Here is a 12,381-nt window from a genome sequence, read left to right as displayed (position 1 = left end):
GCCCGCCGGGCAGGGACGGGCCTGCGCATTGTCGTGCAGCAGCGGAAAATTCGAAGATTACGACCGCTATCCGCCCGTTTTCTCGATCGGTATTTTCTTGTGGCATTGCAGCCCACCAGAAATTGACTTCGGTTCCTGTTTGCACGCATATTGCGCGCGGGGATCAGCAGACAAAGTCATCATGCGCAAGCTAAAATTCGCCGTTGCCGCATTCGCGGTGCTGGGAAGCGTGCTGCCGTCGGCAGCCGAGGTCTTTCCGCGCGCATCGTCACCGGAAGGCTCGGTCATTGCGCGCAAATCCGGCGAGGAGATCCGCTTCATCGAAATAGATGCCTGGCGCACGGTCGAGGTCAGCCAGGACCTGCTGGCCGGCGATGTCCTGCGCACCAATGCAACCGGTAGCCTTGCGCTTCTGTTCGCCGATGACACGCAGATGCGCATGGGCCGCAACACAGTGCTGCTCGTCAAGAAGATAGGCCAGGACTCCGACAGCCAGCTCAGCCTTCAATCCGGCGTCATCTGGGCCCGGGCCAAGCGCGGCGGCAGCGGTCTGACCATCGAGACGCCCGCAGCGGCGGCAGCCATTCGCGGCACAGACTGGACGCTCCGGGTAACCGGCAATGGCGACACGACTCTCTCCGTGCTTGAAGGCAGCGTGGAGCTCAAGAACGCCCAAGGGTCGGTGACGGTCAATCAGGGCGAGGGCGCGTTTGCGGCAATTGGGCAGGCGCCGCGCAAATACATCCTCGTCAATCTGGAGGAGCGCGAGCAGGTCCTCCTCTACACCGAACTGCGCGGAACCTTTGCCACGTTGCCCGTAACTGGGATGGGTGGTCGTGAGACGCGCGCACGGCGTGATGCCATTTTGGCTATCGCGCCCGCAGCGCGAAGCAGCGAGGATTGGGTTGCGCTTGCTGAAGCATTGCTTTCGAGCGACGGGCGCGCGGCCGCAAAGGACGCGCTTGCGTATCTCCGCCGGCCCCTGCCGGCTGGCTTGGAGGCGCGGGCGAAGCTTGTCGAAGCGATGATCGCGGGACAGGAGCTGCGTTACACCGAGGCAAGCCGCTTGTTTGCCGCCGCTCTGCCGCATCTGCCGCGCGATCGCCGGGCGGCCGCCGTCTTCGGTCGATGGTTCGCAAACGCCTTGGCCCATCCGGATCGCGAGACGCCGCCCCCACCGGCAGAAAACGCCTATGCCGATGATCCGGTCGCGGCGATGGCACGGGCCACCGCCGCTGCCCACGTGCTTGGACAGGCGGAAGCGATCAACATCCTGAAGGCGGCCGAAGAGCGCTTCCCGAACGATGCGCGGCTGCCGGCGATGCGGGCCGATCTTGCTTTTCAGCTCGACCGTCGCGACGAGGTGAGGGAGGCTCTTGCCCGCGCCAAAACGATCGATCCGGAGGAGCCAGCCTATCTCCTTGTAAACGCACGCTTCCGCGCGACCGTTTCCAGCGATCTCGATGGCGCCCTCGCGGACCTGAAGCGCGCGACAGAGCTTGCACCCGGCGACGATGCCGCCTGGAACGAGATTGGCATCGTGCAAAGCGACCGCAACGCGATCATAGAAGCGGATACCGCCCATCGCCGCGCGATCGTGCTGGACCCGGAAAACGCGGCGCTCCACGCAAACTACGCGCGCTTCCTGATGGATAACGACCAGGTCGCGGCGGCAAAGGTCGAGATCGACAAGGCGGAAGCGCTGGATCCTCGTTCTTACGCGGTTCTGGCCGCCAAGGGCCGTTATCTCTTGCGGATCGGCAAGACCGAGGAAGGCGAGAAGACGCTTCTGGAAGCCTCCGCTGTCAACCCGACCTACGGCGACAGCCTCATAGGCCTGGCGATCGGCAGCTATCAGCTAGGGGCGGAAGAGGAGGCGGCCCAGGCGCTCGACAATGCGGATAGATTCGATCCGGACAATCCGTCGATCTCCCTGATCCGCTCCGGCATCGCCCTTGACCAGTACCGTGCCGATCAAGCGATTGTGGAGGCCCGCGAGGCCCTGCGCCGCCGCCAAGCCCGCGGCGGCTACTATAACGGTTACGATGCCAACCGACAGGTTTCCTCCTTTCTGGGAATCGCGCTCGACAATGTCGGCCTGAACGAATGGAGCCAGTACTACGCGGATCGTTCCTACGATCCGTTCAGATCGACCACCTATCTCGATGAGGCTGCGGCCGGCCGGATCAGTCCCTTCGAGGGATTTGCACCTTTGCTCTCCCCAAGTGAGCGCACGCAGGCGGGAAGTTCTACCCTGTCCTCCAACCTGCAGGCGCTTCTGCTTGATCCGCTCGCGGTTGCGTCGCCGACGATCCGCAATTCACTCGAACGAACGAGCTTTTTCGAAGCGGCCATCGGGGGCGGCTTGATCTGGCAGGAGGGCGAGCTTGGCTGGAAGAGCGATGTCCTCGTGCAGGGCACGAGCTACGCGCCGCTGCCGATCAGCTACTATCTGCAGGCTGAGGCACTGCGGCCCGACAGTCCGCGCACGAATGATCGGGATGACATCACCGGCGCAACTTTCGCTGTCGGCATACATCCGACCTTGGAGGACAACGTCTACCTGTTCGGCGATATGGTCGACCTCGACACTGGTTTTCCGGGGCAGACGTGGTTGCCGACGCCGTTCGACACGAGAGAAACTCGTTTCTCCAACCTCGGGATCGGCTGGAGCCACACGTTCGGCGAGCGCAATCTTCTGCAGGCATTCGGCGTCATCGGCGACAGGGACGTGCACCAGAGTCTCGATCTGATCGACGATATCGGCCCGTATCGCGTCGAGCAAGAAACGGAAGAGCAAACCGCAACGGTCGGCGTCAGCCATCTATACGGAATCGGACCTGTTACGTTTCGCTATGGTGCAGAGACCGGCCGATTCCATACGCGCGATTCCGCAATCTATACGGATCTGCTCACGGGGGGCGTGTTCTTCGTTGATGGATTTTCCGACAAAGGCAACGCAACGCGCGGCTACACCGACATCACATGGGACGTGTCGGAAGATCTCGAGTTTCAGGGCGGCGTTTATGTGAATTGGTTGGAGGATGTCACCGACGACTGTCCCTGCGTCGATCCGCGCATCGGCGTCGCGTGGTCGCCGGTGGAAAATCACTGGCTCCGCGCGTTCTATCGCGAAGACACGCAGTTTTCATCGAGCTACACGCTTGCCCCGGTCTCGACCGTCGGGCTGACGCCTCTTGATCTGCCCTTGTTCATCGGGGGCAGCGCGAAAACGGCCGCGTTGCGTTGGGAAGCCGAATGGTCCGAGCGATTGTTCACCTCGGTCGAGTACCAGCATCAGCGTTTTGACGGCCTGTCTCTGGACGTTCCGGAATTGCTCGGCAGCTTCGACACGACGACCGGTGAAATCGATCGTGTCCATGTCAACGGCAATTACTGGATTGGCGAGGGCATCGGTGCCTTTGGGTCGTTCACTTGGAACCATAGTGTCGACCTGACACCTGGAGGCGGGGGAGAATTCGAAGTGCCGCTCGTGCCGGATTATCGCGCGCAAGTGGGGCTGACGGTCGTACATCCCTCGCGCGTCAAGGCGACGGTAGCGCAGACATATGTTGGGGAGCGAGTCGGCGCACCCTTCGGCATCGACTTGGAGTCATACACGATCACCGATGCCGCGATCAGTTGGGAATCTGCAAGCGGACATCTGGAGCTTGGTCTGCAGTTGCTGAACGCGTTCGACAATGACTTCGAACTGGCTTTCGGTATTCCCGGCCCAGGCCGCACGGTCCTCGGCTCCGTCAGGGCAAAATTTTAGCGGTCTCGATTGAGACCGCTCCAAGGTCGTACTTGTGTCGGCCGGCGCGTGTCGTTAGCCGCGACGGATGTCCGGGAAATTTGCCGGATCGATGCCGAGGGTGCGCAGGTCGCGCGCATTCGGACGGCGGTGGCCTTCGACGGCGGCGGCAGCAGCGTTCGCAGCGCTCAGGACGGCGAAGGCGCGGCCAATGAAACCCATGCGGTTCTTGCTGGTGGCAATCATCTCTTTGCTCGCTTTTTCATTTTCTATTCGATGAGCAAAAGATGGGCTTGACCGGGTGTTTTTGCAATGCACAAAACCTCACCCCAGCCATGCAACACAAGCAAGCCCAGGCTTCCCCCGGCCAACCGGACTTAGGGATTGCAACAGGAAGTAATTTTAGCGGGAAGGGGCTGCCCTTCCTCTTCCCGCCCCATGAATCGTCGACTGCATGCGTCCTTAAATCGGAGTGATTTAAGGACGCACGGATGCAGTGATTCAAAGTCCTACAGCGCCGTGCGTCTGAAAAGGCGCAAGGCGCTGTAGGAGGCGAAAGGGGTCAGTCCTCGCTGGCGGCGAGTTGCGCAAGCATCTGGCCGCGCCCGCGAGCTCTCAGGATGAGCGGCACGATAAGGGCGAGGGCGGCGATGACCAGAAGCACTGCCGCGATCGGCGAGGTGAAGAGCACAGTCATGTCGCCCTGGCTGATCGAAAGCGCCCGGCGCAGTTGTTGCTCGGCGAGCGGCCCGAGGATGAGGCCGACGACGACCGGGGCGATCGGATAGCCGAAGACGCGCATAACGTAGCCGAGCAGGCCGAAGGCGAGCAGCATGCCGAGCTCGAACACCGACGGGTTGGCGCCGATCGTGCCGAGCGTCGCGAACAGCAGGATGCCCGCATAAAGCCACGGCTTCGGGATGGTCAGGAGTCTCACCCAGAGGCCGATCAGCGGCAGGTTCAGGACGAGCAGCATGAAGTTGGCAATGAGAAGGCTCGCGATCAGACCCCAGACGAGTTGCGGGTTGGTGGCAAACAATAACGGTCCGGGCTGAAGGCCGTATTGCTGGAAGCCCGCCAGCATGATCGCCGCCGTCGCCGTCGTCGGCAGGCCGAGGGTGAGCAGCGGCACCAGGGTACCGGCGGCGGAAGCATTGTTGGCCGCTTCCGGTCCGGCGACGCCTTCGATCGCTCCATTGCCGAACTCTTCCGGGTGCTTGGTCAGGCGCTTCTCGGCCGCGTAGGAGAGGAAGGTGCCGATTTCGGCGCCGCCGGCCGGCATCGCGCCGATCGGAAAGCCGATTGCGGTGCCGCGAAGCCAGGGCTTCCATGAGCGGGCCCAGTCCATTGCGCTCATCCAGACCGAGCCCTTGACGGCCTCGACCTTGTCCGGGCCACGATCGCCCTGCGCTGCGATATAAAGCGTCTCGCCGATTGCGAACATGGCGACGGCGAGCGTGGTTACCTCGATGCCGTCGAGGAGGTCGGGTACCCCAAAGGAAAGGCGCGTCTGGCCGGTCAACTGGTCGATGCCGATGCAGGCGAGTGTCAGGCCGACGAAGAGGGAGGTGAGGCCGCGAAGCGTCGAGTCTCCGAAGGCTGAGGAAACCGTGACGAAGGCAAGTACCATCAGCGCGAAATATTCGCGCGGGCCGAAGACGAGTGCGAGCTTGACGATATAGGGCGCGATGAACGCCAGCGCCAGCGTCGCGATGAGACCGGCGACGAACGAGCCGATCGCAGCGGTCGCCAATGCCGGGCCGCCGCGTCCGGCGCGCGCCATCTTGTTGCCCTCGAGCGCAGTGACGATCGACGAGCTTTCACCGGGGGTGTTAAGCAGGATCGAAGTGGTCGATCCGCCATACATGCCGCCGTAGTAGATGCCGGCAAACATGATGAGCGAGCCGGCCGGATCGAGCTTGTAGGTGACGGGCAGCAGCAGAGCCACGGTCAAGGCCGGACCGATGCCGGGGAGGACGCCGACGGCGGTGCCGAGCGTCACACCGATCAGCGCATAGACGAGGTTCATCGGCTGGACGGCAACCAGCAGGCCCTGCAGCAGGAAGTCAAAAGTACCCATGGTCGGCGGCCCCCTCAGAAGAACAGGCGTTCAAGCGGCCCTGCGGGCAGCGACAATTGCAGGAGCTTGGCGAAGATCACCCACACGATGAAGCTGAAGACGATGCCGACCGGCACGGTCAGCCAGAGCATGCGCTTGCCGAAACCGCGCGCCGTCATCGCAAAGAGAATGCCGGTTGCGATCGAAAAGCCGAGCGTGTTGAGCAGCAGCATCTGGGCGGCAAGGCCGCCGACGATCCAGAAAACCGGGCCGAACTCCTGTTTCTCCCGCTCATGACCGAAGTCGCCTCTCACAGCTTCGACAGCGGTCCAGACGGCGAGCCCGACGAGACAGCAGGCGATCGCATAGGGAACCGTGGTGGGGCCGACCTGCGAATAGCCGGCAAGCCCGCTAAGGCGCGAAACATCCCAGAAGATCAGGCCGCCGATGGCAGCCAGAACCGCGGCGATAATGAGCGCCGCCCTGTCGGGGCGGCGCGTTTCGACGGAAGGGTGATTCCCCTTGTTCATTTGACCAGCCCGATGTCCTTGAGGACGGTTTCGGTTGCGGAAATGTCCTTTGCGAGCTGCTCGTTGAAGGCGTCGCCGGCGAGATAGGTGTCCTGCCAGCCCTTCGTCTTCAACACTTCCTGCCAGCCGGCGGACTTGGCGAGCTTTTCGATGTCGGCGGAAACGGCTGCCTTCTGCTCGTCGGTAAGGCCAGGGGCAGCCGCGACCATGCGCCAGTTTTCGACCACGACGTCGACGCCCGATTCCTTCAGCGTCGGCGCGTCGATCCCTGGAAGACGCTCGGCGCTCGAAACGGCGATCAGTCGGAGTGTGCCGGCTTTCACTTGCGATTCGAATTCGCCGTAGCCGGAAATGCCGGCCGTCACCTGGCTGCCGAGAATGGCGGCGAGCGCCTCTCCACCGCCGGAATAGGCGATGTAGTTGATCTTCGTCGGATCGACGCCGGCAGCCTTGGCAATCAGCCCGACGGCGATGTGGTCGGTGCCGCCGGCAGAGCCGCCAGCCCAGGAAACCGCGCCCGGATCCTTCTTCAGCGCCGCGACGAGGTCGGCCATCGTCTTGATTTCGGAAGCGGCCGGAACGACGATCGCTTCGTATTCGCCCGTCAGCCGTGCGATCGGCGTCACGTCCTTGAGGGTCACCGGCGATTTGTTGGTAAGGATGGCCCCCACCATGACATAGCCGCCGACGAGGAGTGCATTCGGGTTGCCCTTCTGCTGGCTGGCGAACTGGGCGAGCCCGATCGTGCCGCCGGCGCCGGGAACGTTCTGCACCTGGACATTGCCGGAAATGCCTTCCTGCTGCATGACGGTCTGCAGCGACCGGGCCGTCTGGTCCCAGCCGCCGCCGGGATTGGCCGGCGCGATGATCGTGTAGTCGGCGGCGTATGCCGGAAGCGCCAGGGCGCCGGCGAGAATGGATGCCAGGAAGAAGTGTTTCAAGGTCGGTCCTCCGTAGGGCGCGTTCAATCGCGCGTGCGTTGATTATCGTCGCGTACGGGAGAAGCACGTGACCGGCTTTTGCGCGCCAGCCGCTGACCGTGGTGGTGATTTCCTCCCGATGCGCTGCTGACGGCCCGCCTCCACGGATCATCAGCGATCCCTAAGCCACCATAGAAAGCTGACATTAACCTGACATCAAGTCGGCATTGCGTAAATGGGTTGTTTTGCTATTGCATGTTTCCTTGAACCGGAGCCGATTTCACGCAGCAATTCAAAGAGCTACAGCGACCTTGTGTTGCTGGGAAACCGCACGCTGCAGGCGAGAGTCAGTGTAGCCGCAGCACCTCGTTCCAGCGCGCGATCAGGCGGGCACGCTTGACCTGGTCGAGATAGACCATCAATCCCGGGCTGACCGGAACGGGGCGCAATTGGCCGCCCAGCATCTCCTGCATGGTGTTGGCGGTGTTCTCCCCCGCGACATCCGGGCTTACCGCCGGGATCTGCAGTTCGCGCGCCATGATCGTCTGGCCTTCCTTCGACATGAAGAATTCGAGGTAGCGGCGGCCGAGATCGGGGGAGGCGGCCGCCTGCGGCACGAGCCCGATGCGCGACATCACCACCGTGTAGTCCTTTGGAAGGACGATGCCGACATCGGGATGGCGCGAGGCCCAGTCGGCTGCATAGGATCCGAGGATATTGTAGCCGAGCACGAAGCGGCCGTCGGCAACCCGTTCGACGATCGCCTGGCTGGTCGAATAGAGCTTTACGCCCGCCGCCCCCATGGCCTGGATGACGCTCCAGATGTCGCCGAACTGCTCCTGGTCGCGCGACATGAAGAGGAAGCCGACGCCGGAGCGTTCGATATCATAGGTGCCGATACGGCCGAAGACGGCGCTGCCCTGACGCTTCAGATAGTCGACGAATTCCGCGCGTGTTGCCGGCGGCGGCTCGGTTGCGAAGCTCGGCTTGTGATAGACGAAGACCGCCGGCTCGAAGGTCAGCGCATAGGCCGTGTTGCGCCAGTTCGCCCAGGCCGGCCAGCGGCCGCTCATTGGCAGGTCGCTGCGCTGCGCATAGCCGTCGTTGCTGAGCTTGACCTGCAGGTCCATCGCCGAGGAGAAGGCAAAGTCGGCCGTCTTCTGGCCGCCATCCGTCTCCTTGACGATCCGGTCGTAGATCTCGCCCGTCAGCATGTCCTCGTAGCGCACCGCCACGTCCGGATTGGCCTTCTGGAAACCGACGATCATCGGCCGCGCCAGCGGCTCGTCCAGCGAGGAATAGACGACGAGGATGGGGGCCGCGGCGTCCCCGGAAACGGCGGGAAAAAACACCGGCGCCGAGAGCGCCAACCCGGGGAGAAAGAGGCAAAAAAGCAGGGAAATCAGGTATCGCATAATTCCACAATGCCCTACAGCGCCGCGCGTCAGTTCAGGCGCGCAAACGTCGCTGTAACGGCTTGAAGCGCTGCATGATTTTCTCCTTAGATCAATTCGATTTAAGGAAGTATGCAGTAGCCGTCTGCCGTTCACAAGCAAGCCTGCGGTCGATAAAGTGATCGGGGGAGAGCGACAATTGCGAATCTTGCTTGTTGAAGACAACCAGGCCCTGGCAGAGGGCCTATCGGCGATCCTGCGCGGAAGCGGTTATGCGGTCGACGTCGTCAGCGACGGCGCCTCGGCGCATGCTGTTGCCGCTGCGGAAAGCTTCGATCTGGTGATCCTCGACTTGAATTTGCCGGAGATGGATGGGCTCGACGTGCTGCGGGCCATGCGGGCGCGGCAGAACCGGGCGGCGGTGCTGATCCTGACGGCGCGCGGCACGCCGGAGGAACGGGTGAAAGGTCTCGATCTCGGCGCCGACGATTACATGATCAAGCCTTTCGACATCGGAGAGTTCGAGGCGCGGGTGCGGGTGCTGTTGCGCCGCCAGGCGGGATTGCGCGCCTCCGTCGTCAGCTATGGCAATGTCTCGCTGGATCTGACCTCGCGCAGTTTCTCCTCCGCCGGCGGGCCGATCGAGATTCCCGCCCGCGAGCTCGGCCTGCTCGAACTTCTGTTCATGCGCGCCGGCAAGGTCGTTGCCAAGGAGGCGATCGTCCAGTCGCTCACCGGCCTCGATGACGATCTCAGCCCGAATGCGATCGAGCAATATGTGAGCCGGCTCCGCAAGCGCTTGGCACCCTATGGCCTGACGGTGCGTACCGCACGCGGCATCGGATATTATCTCGACAAGACGGCCAGCCCCGAATGAGGACGGTCGTCTATTCACTGCGGCGCAGGCTGCTCGGCTGGCTTTTGATTTCCACCGCCGTGATCGGCGTGGTGGCGCTGACCGACACCTACCGTGAGGCGGTCAAGACGGCGAATGTCGTTTCGGACCGTGTGCTTGCCGGTTCGGCGCTCGCAATCGCGGAACGTGTCGTCGTCGCCGAGGACGGCTCACTTCAGGTCGATATTCCCTATGTCGCGCTGGAGATGTTGACGTCCGCGGCACAGGATCGGGTCTTCTACCGGGTGGACGGGCCGCCAGGCCAATTCATTACCGGTTACCAGACCCTGCCGTCGCTCACGGAAGCTCAGGACCAGTCGACGGTGTTCGGCGATGCCGTCTTCCGCGGCGAGCCGATCCGCATCGCGGCGCTCCGGCGTTCCGCTTCGACGGGTGTCAATTCCGTTCCCTTTGTGGTGACGGTTGCCGAAACGACGATCGCCAGGCGACAATTGACGCAGACGATCCTTCTGCGCTCCGCCCTGCGTTTGGGCCTTATGATCGCTGGCGCGGCGGTGATCGTCTGGATCGCCGTCACCTTTTCGCTGAGGCCGCTCTATCGGCTCGGCGACGCCATCGCCGAGCGCAGTCCCGACGATCTGCATCCGATCGGCGAGCGGGTGCCGAGCGAGGTTCAGGGGCTCGTCGACACCGTAAACTCCTTCATGGTGCGCCTGCAGTCGGCGCTCGACGCGCTGCGCCATTTTACTGGCAATGCCAGCCATCAGTTGAGAACGCCGCTCGCGATCATCCGCACGCAGCTGGCACTTGCCCAGAGAGCAGGTACGATCGAAGCAACGCGGATGGCTGCGCGCAAGGCAGATGAAGCAGTCGCCGATGCCGAACGCATTCTTGCGCAATTGCTGCTGATGGCAAAGATCGATGCGGCGGCGAGGGAGGAGGCGCGCGGTTCGGAGCGCATAGAGCTCGTGGGGCTCGCCCGCGCAATCACGGCCGAGCATGTGCCGGTGGCCGGCGAAGCCGGAATCGACCTCGGTTTTGCCGGCGACGGCGAACATTGGATCCGCGCCCAGCCGCTGCTCGTCGGCGAGCTTCTGAAGAACCTGATCGGCAATGCGCTCCTCTATGCCGGACGGGGCGCCGAGGTCACGGTGCGTGTCGACAGGCGCAACGACGCTGTCGTCCTTGAAGTCGAGGATAACGGCCCGGGAATCCGGCCGGAACTGCGTGAAGCGGTGCTCAAGCGTTTCCGGCGCGGCGGCGACGAGGCGCCCGGCACAGGGCTCGGTCTACCGATCGTTGAGGAGATCGCCACGCTTTACGGCGGAACGATGCGTCTGGAGGACGGCGAGGGCGGGCGCGGATTGAAGGCGGTGGTGGCTTTCCCGGCGGCGGGGTGAGGGTGAGACTTCGATAGCCGGCAAGCGGGTTTTCCCGTTCGCTTGGCGCTGCACCCCCTCTGCCCTGCCGGTCATCTCCCCCACAAGGGGGGAGATCGGCTCGGCGCGCGGCCTTGCGCAGCCTCAAGGCCGTAAGTGCTCTCAAGGAGCACAGGGAAATCATACCCAAAGCAGTTGCATGTCCGACGTCAGGGCCGCGAGGAGCTGCCGAACTTGACGTCCAGGTCCACCTTCGTCGAATCCAACCGGAAGTGGGTTGAGCAGGCGGACCCTGCTTCGTGCCGATCTCCCCCCTTGTGGGGGAGATGCCCGGCAGGACAGAGGGGGGCAGCTCTGGGCTGAGTAAAGATGCTATTTGCACTGTTGTTCAGAGCGGGTCCGATCAGGAATCGGCCCGATGCACCTCCGAAAACAAATGACCTGCCCGGCAACGCGCGGGCAGGTCGAGGCAAGGCTATCGCCGATGCGTCCGATCAGAACGGCGAATCGGGGAAATAGAAGTCCTTCGCATTGTCCTTGGTGACCAGTGTCGCGTCGATCGTGTAGGTGCCGCGAACCGGAACCTGTCCGTAGAAGTTGGCGACCGTCATTTCAAGCGCGGTGCCCACCATTGCCGGCGGGTAGAGCACGTCGACCGGGATCATCTTGTCGCCGTCCATGACCTTCTTGATCATATCCTTCGAACCGGCGCCGGCAACGACATACTGAATGTCGGTGCGCTTGGCCTGCTCGATCGCCTGCAGGACGCCGACGGCCATGTCGTCATCCTGGCACCAGACGACGTCGATCTGCGGATATTTGGTCAGATAGTCCTGCATCACCTTGAAGGCGTCGTCGCGGTTCCAGTTGCCGTATTGGCGGTCGAGGATTTCGACTTTCGAGCCGGCGATGCCCTGGTCGAAGCCGTCCTGGCGCTGCTGGTCGATCGGGATAGGCAGGCCGCGGATGACGACGACCTTGGCTTCCGGCGTCGTGGCCTTGATGTATTCGCCGGCGACCTGGCCGAGCGCCGGATTGTTGCCGGCGACATAGAGGTCACGCACGCTGTTGTCGTTGACCGAGGGCGCGCGGTCGACGAGCGCGACAAACGTGCCCTTGCCCTTGACTTCCTTGATGGCGTTGACCAGCGGATCGGGATCGGTCGGCAGGATCACCAGCGCGTCAATGCCCTGGGTTTCGAGATCCTGCACCGCGTTTGCCTGGCTCGCCGGATCCGGCGAGGTCTTGACGATGACGTTGAGACCAGGATGCTGCTCCATGAGCGTTTTCGCGACGCGTTCCGCGTGGAACACGACACCGGCGGTCCAGCCATGGTCGGCCGCAGGGATCGAGACGCCGATCGTGACCTTCTTTTCCTCCGCGTGGGCCACGCCTGTCAGTGCCATCATCGCGACGGCGGCAATGCCCATTAAACCCTTTCGCATGTTTTCTTTCCTCCCAATGGATCAAGGTCTTAGCTGATGTCGCC

General features: G+C 63.0%; 9 protein-coding genes. 3 read left to right on the top strand and 6 right to left on the bottom strand.

The window, feature by feature from the left end:
- Positions 1 to 181: 181 nt before the first annotated feature.
- Positions 182 to 3,775: a FecR domain-containing protein gene (locus QN224_RS07555; RefSeq protein ID WP_283976152.1), complete on the top strand. Its 3,594-nt coding sequence runs from the start codon at positions 182 to 184 to the stop codon at positions 3,773 to 3,775.
- Between the two features lie 54 nt (positions 3,776 to 3,829).
- On the opposite strand, the gene QN224_RS07550 is transcribed toward QN224_RS07555, so the two are convergent.
- The 5 genes from QN224_RS07550 to QN224_RS07530 all read right to left on the bottom strand — a co-directional run bounded on the left by QN224_RS07550 (position 3,830) and on the right by QN224_RS07530 (position 8,678).
- Entirely contained in the window at positions 3,830 to 4,000 is a 171-nt protein-coding gene (locus tag QN224_RS07550) for a hypothetical protein (RefSeq protein ID WP_173511592.1), read from the bottom strand.
- A gap of 316 nt (positions 4,001 to 4,316) precedes the next feature.
- The gene (locus QN224_RS07545; protein WP_283976151.1) at positions 4,317 to 5,834 is read right to left on the bottom strand and encodes a tripartite tricarboxylate transporter permease; all 1,518 of its coding nucleotides are present in this window, start codon (positions 5,832 to 5,834) and stop codon (positions 4,317 to 4,319) included.
- Positions 5,835 to 5,848: 14 nt separating this feature from the next.
- Positions 5,849 to 6,343 (bottom strand): tripartite tricarboxylate transporter TctB family protein, encoded by a 495-nt coding sequence (locus QN224_RS07540; RefSeq protein WP_173511590.1) that lies wholly within the window; start codon positions 6,341 to 6,343, stop codon positions 5,849 to 5,851.
- A complete protein-coding gene (locus tag QN224_RS07535) occupies positions 6,340 to 7,284 on the bottom strand; it encodes a tripartite tricarboxylate transporter substrate binding protein (protein WP_283976150.1) in 945 nt (314 codons plus the stop codon). The genes QN224_RS07540 and QN224_RS07535 overlap by 4 nt, the downstream gene beginning before the upstream one ends.
- A 326-nt stretch (positions 7,285 to 7,610) precedes the next feature.
- On the bottom strand, positions 7,611 to 8,678 hold the full coding sequence (locus QN224_RS07530) for an ABC transporter substrate-binding protein (protein WP_173511588.1): 1,068 nt from the start codon (positions 8,676 to 8,678) through the stop codon (positions 7,611 to 7,613).
- A gap of 178 nt (positions 8,679 to 8,856) precedes the next feature.
- Here QN224_RS07530 and QN224_RS07525 point away from each other — a divergent pair, with 178 nt between their 5' ends.
- Positions 8,857 to 9,534, top strand: coding sequence for a response regulator transcription factor (locus tag QN224_RS07525; RefSeq protein WP_283976149.1), 678 nt, complete (start codon positions 8,857 to 8,859; stop codon positions 9,532 to 9,534).
- Complete coding sequence (locus tag QN224_RS07520; RefSeq protein ID WP_283976148.1) at positions 9,531 to 10,913, top strand: sensor histidine kinase; 1,383 nt, start codon at positions 9,531 to 9,533, stop codon at positions 10,911 to 10,913. Before QN224_RS07525 ends, QN224_RS07520 begins: the two co-directional genes overlap by 4 nt.
- Before the next feature lie 473 nt (positions 10,914 to 11,386).
- Here the strand turns inward: QN224_RS07520 and QN224_RS07515 are convergent, their stop codons facing one another.
- Positions 11,387 to 12,337 (bottom strand): substrate-binding domain-containing protein, encoded by a 951-nt coding sequence (locus QN224_RS07515; protein ID WP_283976147.1) that lies wholly within the window; start codon positions 12,335 to 12,337, stop codon positions 11,387 to 11,389.
- Positions 12,338 to 12,381: the final 44 nt, after the last annotated feature.

Origin of the sequence: Sinorhizobium sp. 7-81 (assembly GCF_030124405.1) — a bacterium.
GTDB classification, from domain to species: Bacteria; Pseudomonadota; Alphaproteobacteria; order Rhizobiales; family Rhizobiaceae; genus Sinorhizobium; species Sinorhizobium psoraleae.
The sequence above is the reverse complement of the archived record's forward strand: the minus strand, read 5'-3'. Positions and strand labels throughout refer to the sequence as shown.